This is a genomic window from Sorangium sp. So ce176, assembly GCF_051519835.1.
Lineage (GTDB): Bacteria > Myxococcota_A > Polyangia > Polyangiales > Polyangiaceae > Sorangium > Sorangium cellulosum_G.
In genome coordinates, this window is record NZ_CP150371.1 from 11170802 (window position 1) to 11188203 (window position 17402).

General features: G+C 70.5%; 13 protein-coding genes. 7 read left to right on the forward strand and 6 right to left on the reverse strand.

What is annotated here, in order from left to right; genetic code table 11:
- Positions 1 to 69: 69 nt before the first annotated feature.
- Entirely contained in the window at positions 70 to 2355 is a 2286-nt protein-coding gene (locus WMF42_RS42215; protein ID WP_437688793.1) for a multiheme c-type cytochrome, read from the forward strand.
- Between the two features lie 232 nt (positions 2356 to 2587).
- Positions 2588 to 3826 (forward strand): YncE family protein, encoded by a 1239-nt coding sequence (locus WMF42_RS42220; RefSeq protein ID WP_437688795.1) that lies wholly within the window; start codon positions 2588 to 2590, stop codon positions 3824 to 3826.
- Between the two features lie 76 nt (positions 3827 to 3902).
- Here the strand turns inward: WMF42_RS42220 and WMF42_RS42225 are convergent, their stop codons facing one another.
- Together WMF42_RS42225 and WMF42_RS42230 are read right to left on the reverse strand one after the other, a co-directional pair.
- The gene (locus tag WMF42_RS42225; RefSeq protein ID WP_437688797.1) at positions 3903 to 5300 is read right to left on the reverse strand and encodes a hypothetical protein; all 1398 of its coding nucleotides are present in this window, start codon (positions 5298 to 5300) and stop codon (positions 3903 to 3905) included.
- Between the two features lie 160 nt (positions 5301 to 5460).
- Positions 5461 to 6567, reverse strand: coding sequence for a protein-glutamine glutaminase family protein (locus tag WMF42_RS42230; RefSeq protein WP_437688799.1), 1107 nt, complete (start codon positions 6565 to 6567; stop codon positions 5461 to 5463).
- Positions 6568 to 7048: 481 nt separating this feature from the next.
- Between WMF42_RS42230 and WMF42_RS42235 the strand changes: the two genes are divergently transcribed.
- Both WMF42_RS42235 and WMF42_RS42240 read left to right on the forward strand, forming a co-directional pair.
- Positions 7049 to 8659, forward strand: coding sequence for a glycoside hydrolase family 30 protein (locus tag WMF42_RS42235; protein ID WP_437688801.1), 1611 nt, complete (start codon positions 7049 to 7051; stop codon positions 8657 to 8659).
- 119 nt (positions 8660 to 8778) lie between these two features.
- Positions 8779 to 9420: a lamin tail domain-containing protein gene (locus WMF42_RS42240; RefSeq protein ID WP_437688803.1), complete on the forward strand. Its 642-nt coding sequence runs from the start codon at positions 8779 to 8781 to the stop codon at positions 9418 to 9420.
- A 233-nt stretch (positions 9421 to 9653) separates the two neighbouring features.
- Here WMF42_RS42240 and WMF42_RS42245 read toward each other — a convergent pair whose 3' ends face one another.
- The 3 genes from WMF42_RS42245 to WMF42_RS42255 all read right to left on the reverse strand — a co-directional run bounded on the left by WMF42_RS42245 (position 9654) and on the right by WMF42_RS42255 (position 12196).
- Positions 9654 to 10391: a DJ-1/PfpI family protein gene (locus WMF42_RS42245; protein WP_437688805.1), complete on the reverse strand. Its 738-nt coding sequence runs from the start codon at positions 10389 to 10391 to the stop codon at positions 9654 to 9656.
- A 203-nt stretch (positions 10392 to 10594) separates the two neighbouring features.
- Positions 10595 to 11413, reverse strand: coding sequence for a hypothetical protein (locus WMF42_RS42250; RefSeq protein ID WP_437688806.1), 819 nt, complete (start codon positions 11411 to 11413; stop codon positions 10595 to 10597).
- Positions 11414 to 11644: 231 nt separating this feature from the next.
- On the reverse strand, positions 11645 to 12196 hold the full coding sequence (locus WMF42_RS42255) for a hypothetical protein (RefSeq protein WP_437688807.1): 552 nt from the start codon (positions 12194 to 12196) through the stop codon (positions 11645 to 11647).
- A gap of 793 nt (positions 12197 to 12989) precedes the next feature.
- Between WMF42_RS42255 and WMF42_RS42260 the strand changes: the two genes are divergently transcribed.
- The gene (locus tag WMF42_RS42260; protein ID WP_437688809.1) at positions 12990 to 14327 is read left to right on the forward strand and encodes an extracellular catalytic domain type 1 short-chain-length polyhydroxyalkanoate depolymerase; all 1338 of its coding nucleotides are present in this window, start codon (positions 12990 to 12992) and stop codon (positions 14325 to 14327) included.
- A 74-nt stretch (positions 14328 to 14401) separates the two neighbouring features.
- On the opposite strand, the gene WMF42_RS42265 is transcribed toward WMF42_RS42260, so the two are convergent.
- On the reverse strand, positions 14402 to 15013 hold the full coding sequence (locus WMF42_RS42265; protein ID WP_061610413.1) for a GNAT family N-acetyltransferase: 612 nt from the start codon (positions 15011 to 15013) through the stop codon (positions 14402 to 14404).
- 181 nt (positions 15014 to 15194) lie between these two features.
- On the opposite strand from WMF42_RS42265, the gene WMF42_RS42270 reads away from it, so the two are divergent.
- Both WMF42_RS42270 and WMF42_RS42275 read left to right on the forward strand, forming a co-directional pair.
- Positions 15195 to 15941, forward strand: coding sequence for a PepSY domain-containing protein (locus WMF42_RS42270; protein WP_061610414.1), 747 nt, complete (start codon positions 15195 to 15197; stop codon positions 15939 to 15941).
- 381 nt (positions 15942 to 16322) lie between these two features.
- Complete coding sequence (locus WMF42_RS42275) at positions 16323 to 17348, forward strand: GlxA family transcriptional regulator (RefSeq protein WP_437694424.1); 1026 nt, start codon at positions 16323 to 16325, stop codon at positions 17346 to 17348.
- The last annotated feature ends 54 nt before the right edge of the window (positions 17349 to 17402 follow it).

The window sequence follows — 17402 nt, forward strand, 5'->3', positions numbered from 1 at the left end:
GCCGCGCGCGGGACGCGGGCGTCTCTGCACGCCCCGCGTCTCGCGGCGGCGCTCGCCTCGCCTCCGCCCATGGCCAGCTCCCGAATCGCTCGCTCTTGGCCCCTCGTTGTCCTGATCCTGGCGCTCGCCGGGCTCGTTGTCTGGCGCGCGTCCACCGGCGCATCCTCCTTCACGCCGGCCGACGCCTCCACGGCGAGCGCTCCGGGGATGAAGCCCGGGGCGGCGCGCGGCGACGCCGCAGAGGCCCCGGCGGCTGCCGCAGCGCCGGTGAGCCCGTCGGAGCCGTCGCCGGCGCGTGCGGCGGCCGGCTTCGTCGGCAGCGACCGCTGCGCGCCGTGCCACGCCGAAGAGCACGCCGCCTGGAAGGGCTCGCAGCACGCCCGGGCCATGCAGCACGCGAGCGCCGCCACCGTGCTCGGGGACTTCGAGGGGGCGCGCCTCCAGTACGCCGGGAAGGTCCACCGCTTCGATCGCCAGGACGGCAAATACTGGGTCACCACGGACGGCCCCGATGGCCGGCTGCACCGCTATGAAGTGCTGTACACCTTCGGCGTCGAGCCGCTCCAGCAATACCTCGTTGCCGGCCCGGGCGGACGCCTGCAGGCGCTGCCGTTTGCGTGGGACGCGCGCCCCCGGGCGCGCGGCGGGCAGCGCTGGTACCACCTGCACGAGGGCGACAGCGTGCGCGCCGGCGACGTGCTGCACTGGACCGGCGCCAGCCAGAACTGGAATCACATGTGCGCCGAGTGCCACTCGACGCACGTCACGAAAGGGTACGACGCGGCCGCGGACCGCTTCACCACCACCTGGTCCGAGATCAGCGTCGGGTGCGAAGGCTGCCACGGCGGCGGCGCGCGCCACATCGACTGGACCAGGGCCCCGACGCCGGACCCCTCGAAGGGCCTCGACGTGCGCTTCGACGAGCGCCGGAGCGCCACGTGGACACGGCTGCCGAGCGGCACAGCGCAGCGCGCCAGGAGCCCCTCGAGCGGCACCGAGAGCGCCACGTGCGCGTTCTGCCACAGCCGCCGCGAGACGCTCTCGCAGCCGCTCCAGCACGGCGCCCCGCTGCTCGACAGCGTCGCGCCCGAGCTGCTGACCGGGCCCCTCTACACGCCCGACGGCGTGATGAGCGACGAGGTCTTCACCTACGGCTCGTTCCAGCAGAGCAAGATGGCGCACGCCGGCGTGACGTGCAGCGACTGCCACGAGCCGCACGCCGGCCGTCTGCGCGCCGAGGGCAACGGCGTGTGCGCGTCCTGCCACGAACCGGCGCGCTTCGATGTCCCCGCGCATCACCACCACGCCGCGCCCGCGGGCGCCGCGCCCGCCGCTCCGCGCTGCGTCGACTGCCACATGCCGGCGCGCACGTACATGGGCGTCGACGTCCGTCACGATCACGGCTTCCGCGTGCCTCGGCCGGATCTCTCGGTCCGCCTCGGGATCCCGAACACATGCACCGACTGCCACGCGCAGAAGCCCGCGCGCTGGGCCGCCGACGCCGTGCAAGCCTGGCTCGGCCGCCCCGCGCGGGGCTACCAGACGACCGCCGAGGTCTTCGCTCGCGCGCGTGCCGCGCCCGGCGACCCGGCCGTCGCCGCCGAGCTCCAGCAGATCGCGACCGACAGCGCCGTCCCCGCCATCGCGCGCGCCACGGCGCTCGCCTCGCTGCGCGCCGCCCCGACGGCCGCGACGCTCGCCGTCGCCCGCGCCGCGCTCGCCGATCCCGACCCGCTGCTCCGGCGCGCCGCGCTCGGCGCGCTGGAGAGCCACGACCCCCGCCGCATCGCGGCCGCCGCCGCGCCGCTCCTGGCCGATCCCGTGCGCGGCGTGCGCGTCGAGGCCGCGCGCCTGCTCGCGGGCGTCGACCTCGGCGCCTTGCCCGAGCGCGCCGCGCAGGACCTGGACGGCGCCTTGCGCGAGTACATCGCCACGCAAACCCTCCACGCCGATCGCGCCGAAGCCCAGAACAACCTCGGCCTCGTCTTCTCCCGCACGGGCAAGCCGCGCGACGCCGAGCAGGCCTACCTCGCCGCGCTTCGCATCGAGCCAGGCTACGTCCCCACCTACGTGAACCTCGCCGACCTCTACCGCGAGCTCGGTCGCGACGCGGACGGCGTCGCGCTGCTCCGGCGCGGCATCACCCGGCTCCCCGAGCAGGCCGAGCTGCTCCACGCGCTCGGCCTCGCCCTGGTCCGGCAAGGTCACCGAGACCAGGCGCTCGATCCGCTGAAGCGCGCCGCCGAGCTCGCGCCCGATCAACCTCGCTTCCAGATCGTCTACCAGGCCGCGCTGACCGCCTTGAGGCCATCCACCCCGGCTCCTCACGCGCAGCCTCCTCCCGGGCGGCCATGACAAGAAATGTTCATCGACACGGTAGAATCGATGTCGATGATCGGCGCCGCGGCGCGACACCGGCGTGCACGTCACGAGCGCGGTGCGCCGGATTCCTCGGGATCGCCGCGCTGCCGGGCGCCTCGTGGAGGGCGCGGGCAGGCTGATCCGTGACGGGGCGAGCCACGTCCAGCGCCGGCGGCTGCTAGGATGCGGCGCGCCCGGGCTGACGGCGCTCGTCTCGAGGTCATCCATGGTCATCGCGCGGCTCCTGGGTTGCGCGCTCGCGGCGGCGACGCTGGCGAGCTGCAGCGACCCCGATTCCATCATCGAAACCCGCTACGGTGCTTACGAGGGCGACGCCTATCCGGACAGGCGCCCGGAGATAACGATTCCGGACGGCGGAATGGGCGTTGTGACCGACAGCCTCTCCGACACGATCTCCCTCATCGCGCTCGCGACAGGGGAGCGGTTCGGCGTCCGCCCCGTGGGCCGCGATCCCGTGACGATCGATGGACCTCGCCGCGTGGCCGTGGACGCCGCGGGCGGCGCGCTCTACATCGCGCTGTCGTACCCTTCCCTCGACGAAGCGACAGGCCCGCACGCGGTGCACGGCGGGAGCGCGGTGGCCGGCTATGTCCAGAAGCTCGCGCTCGACGACCTGCGCATGCTCGGGCAGGTGCGCGTCGAGGCCAACCCGGGCGACATCGCGATCTCGGAGGACGGCGGGCGCGTTGTCGTCTCTCATTTCGATCTCAGGCGCGCGCTCGAGAACCCGGAGGACCTCGAGGCGGCTCGCTCATCGATCGCTGTCGTGGATCCCGGTGCGGTCCTGCCTCGCGGCTCGGCCGAGCCGACGCTCATCCCGGTCTGCAAGGCCGCGCACGGCATCGCCCTCTCGCGGCCGGACGGCGCCCGGGCCTACGTCGCCTGTTATGGCGATGACGCCCTCGCGATCGTCGACCTGACGGACCCGGACGCCGAGGTGAAGCTCGTCCCCGTCGGGCCGCCCCTGTCGGCCGGCGATCACGCGTCGTCCTACGGGCCGTACGCCCTCATGATGTCGCCCGATCAGAAGACAATCGCCGTGAGCAACACCGAGAGCAGGGAGGTGCGCTTCTTCGATGTCGCGTCGGGGATGTTCGACGAGTCGAGGACGATCCTCACGATCGGCGCGCCCTACGTCGGCGCGTGGACCGCTGACGGGAGCGTCCTCTACGTACCGACCCAGGTGCCCGACACGATCGCGCGCATCGGCATGACCCCGGACGACAGCGACGCCTTCTCCCGGAACATCAGCGGCGAATGCCTCAGGCCGCACCTCGCGTCGCTCGACGAGGAGCACGGGCTGTTCATCGTCTGCGAGGGCGACCGGACCGTGACCCCGGGCAAGGTGCTCCGGCTCGATCCCGAGACGCTGGAGACGCGCAGCGAGGCCGAGGTGGGCCTCTATCCCGACGCGTTCGCGCGCGTCGCGGCCGGGGCGCGGTAGGCAAGGTGAATCGATTGCATGAGCCACATCTCCGCCGCGGCGTCGGGCGTATTCACGGAAGCGTCGGGTGGGCCGCTCACGAAGCAGCGGCCCACGCCGACAACCCACGGCGGACGCGCTCGAGATAACCACCCTCGCGCACGACTTCCTTGTATCCCGGCACCGCCCCGACCCACTCCCCCATGCGCACGTTCGGCGCGTCGGTGAGGTACATCGTGGGGAGCCCCAGGAGCGCGGGGCCATCCATGCCGGCGGTCGTGACGCCGAGCTGGCCGACGAGCCCGTGCGCTCGCCTCAGGTGCTCGAAGAACTGTAGCTGCGCCCGACGCATATCGAGTTGCCGGAAGGTGGGGTCTTTCCAGAAGAGGGTCATGTCGACCGCGCCCTCGGGGACCTGCCCGCCTCGAAAGGCGTCGCCCGTCAGCACAGGCACGAGCCCCGTGCGTTGAACGAGCTCCGTCAGCTCCAGGAGCTCGGCGAGCGTCGTGTTCCGGTGCGGGTGGTGGCTCCCCTCGCGGATCCAGAGCAGCACCTTCTTCCGGGGTGACCTTCCCGCCCGCGCCTCCGCGAGCCGGCGATCGACCCAGCCCGTCACCGACGCCGGAATCGGCACGTCCCCGAGGAACGCCGCGCGGAGCCTCCGCTGGGCGGAGGACGGCTCGGCTTTGAAGGCGCGCGCGACGATCTCGGTCGTCTGCTTCACCGCGCGCGGGCGCGAGCGGTAGGCCTGAAGGTGATCGCTCAGGCCTGCATCGCGGAGAAACGCCTCGGCCTGCGGTGTCCCGGCCTTGCCTGGCTCGATCTGGATGGCCGCGCCCGCGAGGGCGCCGGCCGCGGCGACGTACCACCCCTCGCCGAACGAGAAGCCGTTGTCCGTGTGGAACGTGTACGCGTGGTTTCGCTCCTCGATGATCCTGCGCGCCGCGCCGGCGGCGGCCTCGGCCCTGTGAGCTGCCGCGCGCGCCGCGCGTGCGACCCTTGACCGCGGCGAGCCGGCCTCGAGCTCTGTGGCGCTGATCGCGGCCGCGCGGGCCGAGGCCTCTGCGCCGGTCACGATCGCCTCCACGCGCCGCCAACCGTCGTCGCACGCTTCGCGCGTCGGTGCGCGCTGCGCGCTCAACGAGAGCTGGCCCGCTCCGTGAAGCGCGTCTTCTGCTCGCGCCGCGTGGGCCCTCGCCAGGGTAGAATGGGCGCCCCTCCTCGTCGCGGCGATTCGCTCGCTTCCACCGGCGAGCTCATGGTCCTGCAGGGCGGCGCGCTCCTGCGCGGCGGCGGCCAGCGCGCCGTCCGCCTGCTCGATGGCGCGCTCGAGCAGACGTCGTTGGCGCTCGCGCTGCCCAGGCGTGTGCAGCGTGGTGGCCAGGGCGAGCGCGGCGTCGAGGCAGCCGGCGGCGTCGCGCTCGAGGTGCTGCGCGGCGAGCGCCTCGGCGACTGCCGCCCCAAGGCACAGCGGCTCGGGTCCCTCGGTCGTCATGCTCAGAATCCGGGCAACCTGGCTTACCCGCTCGCCCTCGTCAACCGGGGAGGTGGAGAGGCGCTCCCGGGGGCGTGGTCAGTCCCTTGTGCGAGGAACCCCTCCGAGCCGAGGGCCGCACGCACGCCGGGCCCCGGCGCGCGCGCCTGACCACCCGGGATCAGTCGATGGTCAGGGACAGGGTCTGGCTGGCATGCGCGCCGTTCGACGCCGTCACCTGGTAGTCGCCGGACGGATACAGCACTTCGATCAGGATCCTGCGCTTGTTGATCGCGGAGATGGGAGCGAGCTCGTCGACACCGGGCCCGGTGATGCGCACGGTCGTCAAGCCCTCGACGAAGTTGTCTCCGATGACGTAGATGGGATACCAGACAGGCAAGTCGGTCCTGTCCGAGGCGAACCGGCTCATGGTGGGCGGCAGGTCCGGATCGGCCGCGGGCTCGGGGGGGCACGCTGCCCACGGCGGGCAGTCTCCGAGGGAACGGTACGGATCGCGTCCGAGGAGCTCCTGGACGCGCCATTCGCTGATCAGCCGCCCGCGCAGCCCTTGACTGTCGATCATGCTGGGCAGCGACGGCGTCGCGGGGACGGCGGCCATACACCCACTCTCGTCGGCGTGGTCGCGGCACACGGCCATGTCGACCTCGCTGGCGACGAACCGAGAGAGCCACGTCGCGATCGGGAGGGGCCCCGTCGGCTCGATGGCGGGGTCGAGGATCATGAGCTGCCCGCCGACCCGGACCACGGGGGCGACGTGGTGGCTCCACGACACCTCTCCGTCGGGCTCGTTCTCGGTCACCAGGGTCAACCCCCCGTTCACCCTGGACTGGACCCGGGCATACCAGGGCGTCGGATACCCCCCCTGGTGGAGGAAGTAGGTCGCCGCCGGGGCCCGCTCCTCGCAGCCGTTCTCGGGCTCGAGCCAGGGGATCCTCCGCAAGAAGCCGGGTTGCTCCGCCACGATGAGCTCCGGCACCCGTGTGTCGCGGATGCTCGCGAACCCCGCGCTGAGCTGCTCCTCGGTCCAGCTCGGAACGCAGTCGACCGGCAGATCCTCGAGCGATCCCTTGAGCTCGTTGAACGAGTGTGGGCCGTCGAGCAGCGGGCAGCCCGCGCCCCCGTCGCCTCCCTGGAGCGGCGCCTCCACCCCCGAGCGCTCGATGTCGAGATCCGGCTCGTGGCCCTCGTCGCCGCCGCACGCCGAGGAGGCGAGGGCCATGGTGGTAACACAGAACAACTGGGTCGTGGCAAGATAGAGGTTCTTCATGAATCACTCCGTGCGTGCGAGATGCGAGCCGCCTCGACAGACTGGCCTGCATGGAAGAGCGGATGGTCACCGATGGATGCCGGCAACCTCGGTCGTCCTTCGCGGGATCGCACCCGGGCGCGTCGTTTCCCTGATGTGCGTGATCACACACGGTGGCACGGTGGTCATCACGAGCCCGTGCTCGCCCTCGTGCACTGCCGGGATCCCCCAGCGCGAGCCATCCGCCGACAGCGCGCCCGTGAGCAGGTAGAAAATTCCGCTCCGAGGCCGCCGTTGCCGCCTGTGGGCATGCTGCTCTTCTGCGCCGCGCGCTGCCGCGGCCGGCGCAGCCGTGGCCTGGGGACCACGAGCGGACACCCACAGAAAACGTCGCTCTGCTCCGATCACCGCGGGGACTCGCGGGCATATAGGGCGGCTCCTTTCGGACGGATGCATCGGGCACCGCCACGGGTCTTTACCCTCACGATTGAGGAATTTTGCGATGAACTGGGCACGAGGTTCGGCCACCGTCGTTTCGCTCGCGTTTTGCTTCGTGGGCTGCGGCTCGTCGTCCGGCGCGACGGCGCCCGAGGGCTCTGGCGGCTCGGGGGCGGGCGCGTCCGGCTCGACGGGATCGAGCGTCTCCACGGGCTCGGGCGGAGCAGGCACGAGCGGTCCCGCGGGCTCAGGCGGTGTCGACGGTGCCAGCGGCGGTGCGACGGGAGGCGGCGGCGCCGGCGGATCGTCGACGGGCGACGCGACCCCGGTGGTCGAGCCCGCGCTCGTCGTCTCCGGTCCGAATGACTACTGGAGGACGGGGGCGCCGACCGAGGTGACGAGCGGCAATGCCGACGTGACAGTCGATGACGCGACGACGTACCAGCGCTGGGACGGCTTCGGCGGCAGCTTCAACGAGGTGGGATGGCACGTGCTCTCGATGCTCGGCGACGCGGAGCGGTCGCGGGCCATCAAGCTGCTCTTCGACGCGGTGGAGGGGGCAGCGTTCGCGTACGGGCGCATCCCCATCGGGGCCAGCGACTACGCGATGGATCGCTATACCCTCGACGAGACGCCGGACGATCTCACGATGGCGAGCTTCTCCATCGATCGGGACAAGGAGAAGCTGATTCCGTACATCAAGGCGGCGCTCGCCGTGAGGCCCGACCTCCACCTCTGGGCCAGCCCGTGGACGCCCCCCACCTGGATGAAGAGCAACGGCGCCATGGATGGCGGCCGCATGAAGGACGACGCGACAACCCTGCAGGCGTATGCCCTGTACTTCGCGAAGTTCGTGGAGGCGTACGCCGGGGAGGGCATCACCGTCGAGGCGATTCACCCTCAGAACGAGCCGAACTACGAGACGAGGTACCCGAGCTGCCTGTGGACGGGGCCCCTCATGGCCAGGTTCATCGGCACCTACCTCGGTCCGACGCTCGCCGAGCGGGGGCTCGCGACGCAGATCTACCTCGGCACGATGTCCAACGACGGGGCCGCGGCGGACGTCGCGATCCTCAACGCCGTGACAGGCGATTCCACCGCGATGAAGTACGTCAAGGGCTTCGGGCTCCAGTGGAACATGCTGGGCAGCGTGTCCGGCTTGAAATCGCGCAACCTGCCGATCCTGCAAACGGAGCACAAGTGCGGCAACTACCCCTGGAACCCTGCGGGCCTGCCGGCCTTCAACCCCGACAGGCCGCCGAACGATCACGCCTATGCCGAGGAGAGCTGGGAGCTCATCCGCGACTGGATCAAGGCAGGGGTGACGTCATACAGCGCCTGGAACATGGTGCTGGACACGGCGGGGAAGAACCTGGACTCGCAGCGGCCGTGGCCCCAGAACGCGCTCCTCACCGTGGACACGGCGAGCAAGACGCTGAACGTGACCCCCGTCTATCACGTCTTCCGCCACGTCTCACAGTACGTCGATCCCGGCGCGATGCGCGTCGCCACGAGCGGCGGCGACGCGCTGGCCTTCAAGAACCCTGACGGCACCATCGTCACGATTCTGTACAACTCCGGCAATTCAGCGAAGACGACCCTCCTCGGCGTGGGCGGCAAGAAGCTCGAGTTCAGTGTTCCTGCCCACGGGTGGGCCACCGTCAACTGGGAGTGAGACGGACGCCCAGCCTCTCGGGGCGCCCTGGATCCCGCGAGCGGGCGCGATGCGCCGACACGTGCCCATTGACGCGCGCCCGGGACCGCCGTGTGCTGCGCGCCGAGGAGAACATCGTGATGACACATCTTCGATTCGCCATGGTCTTTGCTGCTGCGCTCTGCGCAGGCGGCTGCGGTTCGAGCGACGATCCGGGGGCCAGCGGCGCGCCTGGCACGAGCGTGAGCAGCGGGTCCCAGGGATCGAGCGGCTCCGGCGGCAACGGGCCAGGGGGAACGGGCGCCGGCGGGGACGTGACGACGACTGTCGTGATCAACGAGATCTCGGCCAAGGGCAGCGACTGGATCGAGCTCGGCAACCCGGGCCCGGGTGCGGCCGACCTCAGCGGGTTCCGCCTCTGCGACTCCGACGCGAACGGCCTGTGCAACACGGCGGACGCGCTCAGGTTCCCCGTGGGCACGGAGCTCGACGAGGGGGCGTACCTGGTCGTCCTCGGTGACCAGGCGGCAGACGATGGCCCGGGGCCCCACACCGCGTGCCTGACCGGCGGCCCGAGCAGCTGCTTCTACGCGACATGGAAGGTGAGCGCCTCCAGGGGCGAGACAGTCTTCCTCATCTCTCCGAGCGGTCAGGTGCTCAACGAGCTGGAGTATCCGATGGAGGCGGCCGCGGACGGGCAGGCGTGGGGCAGGTTGCCCGACCTGACCGGCGAGGGCGCCGTCACCGCGCCGACCCCGGGCGCGGCGAACGCAGCGCCCTAGCTGACGCCGCGCAGGCGCGGGCTGGGCGGCCGCCGCCCGCGCCTGCGCGGGAGGCAAGCTCTGATGGGCAGCCTCGATCGCAACCCGTGAATCGTGGGCGGGCCCATCCGATGGGCAAAGCGCCGGCGATGTACATCCTCGCTAGCAAAGCGATGCTCTGTCGACCCCGAGGATTCCCTCAGAGTCTTCGGAAAATTCACGGGGAGTCGGGGAGTCGGGGAGGGAAGCGCGGCTCAGGCGAGCCCCAGCCGCCGGGAAGCGCGGGCGCCCACCTGGCGCGTCGCCTCGATGAGCGGCGCCATCCGCTGCATCGACCTCGCCGTCAGCTCTGGCCCCGCGAGCTCGGGGCTGCCCGTCCCGTAGGGCGGCTCCGGCGCATACTCCATCTCCAGCTCGCACTCCCTGGCGATCGCGTCCCCGTAGAGGCGCCCGACCAGGCGCAGCGCAAGATCGAAGCCGCCGGAGACCGGCCCCGAGGTGAGCCGGTTGCGGTCTTCCACCACGTTCCCTCGGGTGGGGATCGCGCCGTAGTGGGCGAGCTGGTCGTGCAGGTGAAAGTTCGTCGTGGCCCGGTAGCCCTTGAGCAGGCCCGCGGCGCCCAGCATCAGCGAGCCCGCGCAGACCCCGGACAGCCACGCCGCGCGGCCGCCGGCCTCGGCGAGGAACGCGAGCGACTCTTCATCCTCCATGATGTGCGGGGGAATCGCCGGCACATGGAGGATGTCGAGCGCCTTCGGGCAGTCGCTGAAGGAGGTGGTGGCCCGCGTCGTGAAGCGCGGGACGCCCGTGATCTCGTCCCTGTTCTTCCACACGAGGTGCAGGTCCACGTTGGGCAGCGTCCCGAACACCGTCTGCAGGCCGATGTTGTCGGGCAAGAAGAAGCCGGGGCAGACGAAGAGCGCCACCTGGAGCCTGCGCTCCATGGGAAGGCTCATGGACAAGGTGAACGTGGCATCGTCTTGAACGCTCATGGTGGAGTCCTTTCTTGCCTCGCGCGAGGACGCGAGGGGCGCGCGCTGCGCGTGCGACGCTCGTCACCATGCACCCGGCGCGGGAAAGGAGAGGGACAAGGCACCTGCATTTTCTGCCCCGCGCCGGGCGCGCGGCGCGCGGCGCGAGGCAGGCCTGGCTCCACGCGCCGCCGGTCCTCGAGGGACGAGCGCGGCGCCCCCGCTCAGCGATCGATCGTGGAGTACGGGCAGCGCCCCTGGATCTCGTCCAGATCGCAGGCCTGAGGCGGCTTGCAGTCGAACGAGGGCGGGCAGCTCGGGTCCTGCTCGCAGCCGCAGCCGCACTCGTTGAGGACGGAGGTGAGGCCTCCGGTGCAGGCGAAGTCGATCGTCGCGCACGCCTCCAGACTGGTGCTCACGTACTGGCGCCACCACTCGCTCGACGGGTCGCAGCCGCAATAGCGCTCGGTGCAGGCCACGCCCCCGCCAGGGGTGCAGGTGCACGTATTGCAACCGTCGAGGGACCTGAAGCTGTCGCCCTGCTGGTACTCCACACCGCCGTAGGTGCAGCCCTCCGGACAGACCTCCTCCGTGCACGCGACGCTGCCATCCTCGCCGCACGTGCAGGTGTTGCAGCCGTCGGACGCGGGGAACGACTCACCGGGCGCGTGGTCGATCCCGTCGTGGATGCAGCCGTCGAAGCACGATATCAAGGTGCAGAGGAGGGTCCCGTCTTCCTGGCACTCGCAGGTGTTGCAATCGGCGGGGAACTTCTCGCCCGCCGCGTAGGTGACCCCGTCGAACGTGCAGCCGGAGATGCACTCCATGTCGGTGCAGGCGATGGTCCCGTCCTCCGTGCAGGAGCAGCTGTTGCACCCGTCGTCGTCAGGAAACGTGTCGCCGGGTCTGTGGTCGACGCCGTGGTACTCGCAGGTCTCCTCGATGATGAGCCTGCAGCCCCCGAGCGCGCCAGAGAGGGCGAGCGCGAGCGCGAGCGAGAACACGGGGCCGCGATGAGACGAGGATGATCGGAGGGATGTCATTGGGTTCGCTCCTGTGCCAGAGAGTGCCAGGGCCGCGCGCGGGAGGATCCCGGCAACGACGCACGGATCGAGGCAAAACAGCGATCAGGGAAATACCGTGCCAGCGGCACCGAGGCCGCGGGACGGGCCGGCGCCGTCGCCGGCCCGGCCTCGCGCGCCGTCGTTCAGGGATGTCGATGAATCGAGGCTGCGCGGGAGCGGCGCAGCCGGGGGCGAGATCGCTCTACTGTCTCACGGGCAGGCGGCCACGCACTCGGCGAAGGCGTTGCACCCCTCGCTCGCGGTGCACGCGTCCTCGACCGTCTTGATGCAAGCGTCCTCGTCCGCGAGCCCCTCGAGGCAGTCCACGCACGCGTCGTTGCCCTGGAGCCCCGGGAAGCTGGCGGAGCCATCGTCAGCGCACGCGTCCGTCGTCTCATCGGCCGTATCGCAGGTGCTGGCGCACGTGGCGCCCTCCACACAGCCGCAGCCCTCGAGCGTCAGCGTGAGGAACTCCACGCCTCCCTGCTGGTTTTCCTCGAAGCACTGCTCGGTGCAGGCGGCGCCGCCGCCCTCGCCGTTGCCGCCCTCGCCGTTGCCGCCCTCACCATTGCCGCCCTCGCCGTTGCCGCCCGTGCCCGTCGTGACGCTCGAGCCCGATCCCGCGGAGGTGGTGGAGGTGGTGGTGCCGGACGCCCCGCCCCCGCCGCCTGCCCCGCCGTCACCCCCCGAGCCGCCGTCGTCCGAACACGCCGCCACCGCGCACACCGTGACCAGGATCGCTGCGAAGCTGAGACTCTTCATATCGAGATTGCTCCTGACAATAACGGATACACCGCTCCGACCCGAGCGAGGCGATGAACGCCGTCGCTCCCGCGGAGCGCCTTCTTCACGCTCTGGCGCCGTGTCATGGCGCCGGACGTCTACCTACACCAGAACTTTACAGAATGATATCTGCCGCGTGCGCGCCTGCATCTCTTGTCGCTGCCATCGGCCATCGGGCCATTTGTGGCGATCAGCGCACCCGTGGTGAGCGCCCACACAACACACCAGCAGGCTCCGCCGGCAGGGTCTTTGTACAGCAAAGCTGACCCTAGCACGCCGGAAACCTGTGCCCTTGCGATTCGCTGCGTCGAGAACTTGCCATCCGTGGCGGCCTGAACGGTGGGGGATTCCGGAGAGGATGCCTGCGGATGAGCTCGGAGCGGGCTCTCTGAAGATGATGCCGCCTGGCTGGTTGCCGCCGCTGGTCACAACAGCCGTGCTCGGTCGCATGGTGCGCGAGGGCCCGAGGGGGCCCGCGGGGCGAGCCTCCGCGGGCCGCTCGGCCGTCTCCTGCCTCCTCTTCGTTCCTCGATGGGCAGCGACACTCGATACCAACCGAATTGACGCACGTGGAGGGATCTCGCCTCAGACTACATGGCTGTCTCTCAACATCGCTCGGACGGCGTGGCGGCCTCGTGGCGCGCGATTCGCTGCAATTTTCCCAGATCGGAGGAACTCGAAGTGGCTTGCGCCGAAGCTCCTATGTCGATTAGGATCCATCGCGACAAGCGCGCGCCACGGTCGGCGACGCCAGCTCAAGAGGTAATCGGACATGCGTCGATTTCAGGATCGCGTCCTCGTGGTCGCGTCGATCTCTGTTGGACTGTTCGCGGCCACGCCGGTGCACGCGGCGTCCGTGGTGGCGGTGAGCCGGGCGACGTGGGGGGCGAGCGGCGTACCGGACTACGTCAACATGAACATCTACGTCCCGGACCGGCTGGCGGAGAAGCCTCCCATCGTGGTGGCCAGCCACTCGTGCAGCACGCCGGTGAGCGGGTTCTTCAACAGCATCTCGGGCATCCGCGCGGGGGCCGACCAGAACGGATTCATCATCATCCTTCCGGAGGCCACCGGCCGGAACTGCTGGGACGTGGGCACAGCGAAATCCCTGACCCACGACGGCGGCGGCGACACGCAGGCCATCGCTCAGATGGTCAAGTACACGCTCACGAAGTACAACGGCGACCCGGCGCGCGTCTACGCGGTGGGCGGCTCATCCGGCGCGATGATGACGCAAGCCCTGCTGGCGGTGTACCCGGACATCTTCAGGGCGGGCGCGGCGAGGGCGGGGGTGCCGGCCGGGTGCTGGGCGGACGGCTTCGACCCGAGCAACCAATGGAGCGGCAACTGCGCGGGCGGCAGGACGAGCAAGACGGCGCAGCAATGGGGAGACCAGGTCCGCGCGATGTACCCTGGCTACACGGGACATCGCCCGCGCCTCCAGATCTTCCACGGCACCGCGGATGCGACCATCAATTACAAGAACCAGGCCGAGGCGATCAAGGAATGGACGAACGTCCTGGGGCTGAGCGAGACCCCGACGTCGACCGACAGCACCACCTCCGCCAACGGGACCACCTATGAGCGCCAGTTCTGGAAGAACGAGTGTGGCCACACGGTGTTCGAGACCTGGTCAGGGAGAGACGGCGCGCACTCCATGCCGTACGAGAGCGACGCCATCCTCGCGTTCCTCGGCCTCGACAAGGCCGGTGGTGCCGATCCGGAGACCGACTGTTCGGATCCTGGCGGCAGCGGTGGCACGGGTGGCTCGGGCAGCGGCGTCGGGGGTGACGAGAGCGCCGGCAGCGCCGGATCTGCCGCGGGAAGCGGCGGCGCCGCGGGCGATGGCGGGAGCGGCGGCGGCGGCGCGGCGGGCGGCGCGACGAGCGGCGCGACGGGCGGCGCGACGAGCGGCGCGACGGGCGGCGCGACGGGCGGCACGGGTGGCAGCGCCGACCCCGGCGCGGGCCCAGCGCCGGCGTCCGAATCCGGCGGATGCGCCCTCGTCGCCGTCGGCAACGCGAAGCCGATGAGCTCGATCGCGGCGGCCGTCGCCATGGGCCTCGCGCTGCTGACGGCCCGCCGCCGGCGCCGGGACGCCGGGCGCTGAAGCGCTGTCTCGTCGGCGGGATCAGGTGACAACCCACCTCCGTGGGGCGCGCGGCGCCCCACGACGCCGACGCGTCAACGCACGGGCGCCGGCTCGCGCGCCTTCGAGAGCTGATGCGTGAGGTGGCTGCGCACCGTGGGCCACTCCGACGCGATGATGCTGTACACGCACGTGTCGCGCAGCGTGCCGTCGGACGCGCGAACGTGGTTGCGCAGGACGCCATCGAGCTTCGCGCCCAGGCGCTCGATGGCGCGCCGGCTCTGCTGGTTGAAGAAGTGCGTCCGGAGCTCCACAGCGATGCACTCCAGCGTCTCGAACGCGTGCTGCAACAGCAGCAGCTTGCATTCGGTGTTGAGCGCGGTGCGCTGTACGCTCTTGCGGTACCACGTCGAGCCGATCTCCACGCGTCGATTGCCTGCGTCGATGTTCATGTACGTGGTCATGCCGACAGCGCGTCCGCTTCGCGCGTCGACGACGACGAACGGCAGCATCGAGCCCGAGCGCTGGAGGGACAGCCGGCGCTCGATCTCGTCGCGCAGACCTTCAGGCCGCGGGATGTAGGTGTACCAAAGATTCCACAGCTCCCCATCGCGCACGGCTTCGGCGAGCTCATCGTGGTGGGCGTGAGTCAGCGGCTCGAGCGCGGCATGGCTCCCGCGCAGGCTAACGGGTTCTGGCCAGGACATGTAATTCCCTTCGTGAATGGAGCGAGTATACACGCCCGACGAAATCCGCAGGCAGTGTCCGGCACAGACGCCCATCGCCGGCAGCTTCGCGCGAGCACGTCGAAGGAAGTCGCGCCCACCTCGGCTACGCATGTCAGACTGCATCCGACATGTAGGCGGAGGGGGTCCAATGAAACCATGTGTGGCTGTCCTGGGTGCGTCGCTGTCCGTCGTCCTCGTCTGCGTTCCGTGCGCTGTCTCCGTCGCGTCTCCGTGCGCGACGGCTGACGATCACGGCTCCACGCTGATCAGGGAGCCGATGGATTCGACGGCGGGCGCGCTGGGCGACATCGAGCGGCTCATCGCTGTCGAAGAGCTCCCTGCGTCCGTCGGCGCGGCGCTCATGCGCCTCGGGAAGGGGGTCGAGATCCTGCAGGTGGAGGAGAACATCGACGGTGGCGTCGCGACGTACGAGGTCGATCTGCTCCTGGCCGACACCTATGTCGAGGTGGAGCTCGACGACCAGGGCAACGTGCTCGCCCGCGAGATCGAGGCCTGGATTGTGCCTCTGTCCTGGGTCGCCGAGCCCGCGCGCCGCGCGATCGAGGGCGAGGCAGCCGGCGCGGCGATCCTGGAGATACGCATGGAGATCGAGGAGGATCTCGGGGAGGTCGTCTACGAGGCCGACATCCGGAACACAGCGCGGACCTACGCCTTGAGGATCGACGCGCGCGGCACGCTGATCGAGCGGGACATCACGATGGACATGCTCCCGCCGGGGGCTTACCGGGCGCTCGTCCGCGCAGCCCAGGGCGGCTCGATCGTGGAGCTGGACGAGGAGCTGCACGGCGGGCAGCTCTCCTACGAGGCGAACATCGTGATCGGCGGCGTGGAGTTCGAGCTCTCGGTCGACGCCGACGGCAACGTCGTCGAGCTGAACACTCCCTAGGACACCGGCGATGAGGCAGCCCTGAGAAGACGAACCACAGAGGACACCGGCGATGAAGCAGCCCTGAGAAAACGAACCACAGAGGCACAGAGGGCACAGAGGAACAACAAAAAACTCTGTGTCTTCTGTGCCCTCTGTGCCCTCTGTGCCCTCTGTGCCCTCTGTGGTTCAAATCTCTTCATTCCCGGGGGAGTCAAGCTGATCGGCGCTCTGTGGTTCAAATCTCTTCATTCCCGGGGGAGTCAAGCTGATCGGCGCTCTAGCTCCGCCCTCCGGGAGTCCCGCCGGCCTCAGGGCGTTTGGCCGGAAATGCAGGTACGTCGTCTTGCCGGACATGTGCGCGACGGGTACCGTCTTCGCGTGAGCCGGCCCCGTTCCTCGATGATCGCTCCCCGCGTCACGCCGGGCGCGAGCCGCCGTGCGCCGACGCGCAGGGTCGTGCTCGTGGCCTATGACGGCGCGAGCGCCATCGACGTGGTGGCGCCCGCCGACGTGTTCGCCATGGCCTCGGACGCGGCCAGAGCGACGCTCCCCGGAGCTCCCCCGGCCTATGCCGTCGAGATCGCCTCCGTGGCGGGCGGCGCGATCCGGACCGCCTCCGGGACGCAGATCGTCGCGCACAAGGCGCTCGCGGACCTGGCCCCCGGCGTCGATACGGTGCTTGTCGCGGGGGGCGAGACAGGTGAAGCGACGCGCGACGCCCGGCTGCTCGGCTGGCTGCGCGCGACGACACCCAAGGTCCGGCGCATGGGCGCTGTCTGCACCGGCGCCTTCGTCCTCGCCGCCGCCGGGCTGCTCGCGGGGCGCCGGGCGGCCACGCACTGGCGCGCGGCGGCCGCGCTCGCGCGCGCGTATCCCGGCGTCGACGTCGACGCCGACGCGATCTTCGTGCGGTCCGGGAAGATCTACACGTCAGCGGGCGTCACCGCGAGCATCGATCTCGCGCTCTCGCTGGTGGAAGAGGACCTCGGGTACGACGTGGCGCTCAAGGTGGCGAGAGACCTCGTTGTGTTCCTCAAGCGCCCGGGCGGACAGTCCCAGTTCAGCCGCCCGCTCCTCGCGCAGACCGTCGCCGCGGGGCCGCTGCAGGGCGTGATCGACTGGGCCCTCCGGCACCTCGACGCCGATCTGCGCGTCGAGGCGCTGGCCGGGAAGGCCGGGATGAGCCCCCGCAACTTCGCGCGGACGTTCGCCCGGGCCATGCAGATGACCCCCGCGAAATTCGTCGAGGCGGCGAGGCTGGAGCAGGCGCGCTCCTGCCTCGAGGGGGGCCAGGCGTCCATCAAGCAGCTCGCGCGCGACTGCGGCTTCGGTAGCGACGAGCGAATGCGGCGCGCGTTCCAGCGCACGCTGCAGGTCACGCCGGAGGACTACCGGCGGCGCTTCGGTCGATCGCCGGGCGCGTGAGCACGCCGCCGCTGGTCCGCCCGGTGCTATGTCTGTTATAACGGATAATATTTC

What these genes read in the sequence shown, in the direction of transcription:
- WMF42_RS42215 (WP_437688793.1), top strand. Translation starts at nt 70, where the DNA reads ATGGCCAGCTCCCGAATCGCTCGCTCTTGGCCCCTCGTTGTCCTGATC.
- WMF42_RS42220 (WP_437688795.1), top strand. Translation starts at nt 2,588, where the DNA reads ATGGTCATCGCGCGGCTCCTGGGTTGCGCGCTCGCGGCGGCGACGCTG.
- WMF42_RS42225 (WP_437688797.1), bottom strand. Translation starts at nt 5,300, where the DNA reads ATGACGACCGAGGGACCCGAGCCGCTGTGCCTTGGGGCGGCAGTCGCC.
- WMF42_RS42230 (WP_437688799.1), bottom strand. Translation starts at nt 6,567, where the DNA reads ATGAAGAACCTCTATCTTGCCACGACCCAGTTGTTCTGTGTTACCACC.
- WMF42_RS42235 (WP_437688801.1), top strand. Translation starts at nt 7,049, where the DNA reads ATGAACTGGGCACGAGGTTCGGCCACCGTCGTTTCGCTCGCGTTTTGC.
- WMF42_RS42240 (WP_437688803.1), top strand. Translation starts at nt 8,779, where the DNA reads ATGACACATCTTCGATTCGCCATGGTCTTTGCTGCTGCGCTCTGCGCA.
- WMF42_RS42245 (WP_437688805.1), bottom strand. Translation starts at nt 10,391, where the DNA reads ATGAGCGTTCAAGACGATGCCACGTTCACCTTGTCCATGAGCCTTCCC.
- WMF42_RS42250 (WP_437688806.1), bottom strand. Translation starts at nt 11,413, where the DNA reads ATGACATCCCTCCGATCATCCTCGTCTCATCGCGGCCCCGTGTTCTCG.
- WMF42_RS42255 (WP_437688807.1), bottom strand. Translation starts at nt 12,196, where the DNA reads ATGAAGAGTCTCAGCTTCGCAGCGATCCTGGTCACGGTGTGCGCGGTG.
- WMF42_RS42260 (WP_437688809.1), top strand. Translation starts at nt 12,990, where the DNA reads ATGCGTCGATTTCAGGATCGCGTCCTCGTGGTCGCGTCGATCTCTGTT.
- WMF42_RS42265 (WP_061610413.1), bottom strand. Translation starts at nt 15,013, where the DNA reads ATGTCCTGGCCAGAACCCGTTAGCCTGCGCGGGAGCCATGCCGCGCTC.
- WMF42_RS42275 (WP_437694424.1), top strand. Translation starts at nt 16,323, where the DNA reads ATGATCGCTCCCCGCGTCACGCCGGGCGCGAGCCGCCGTGCGCCGACG.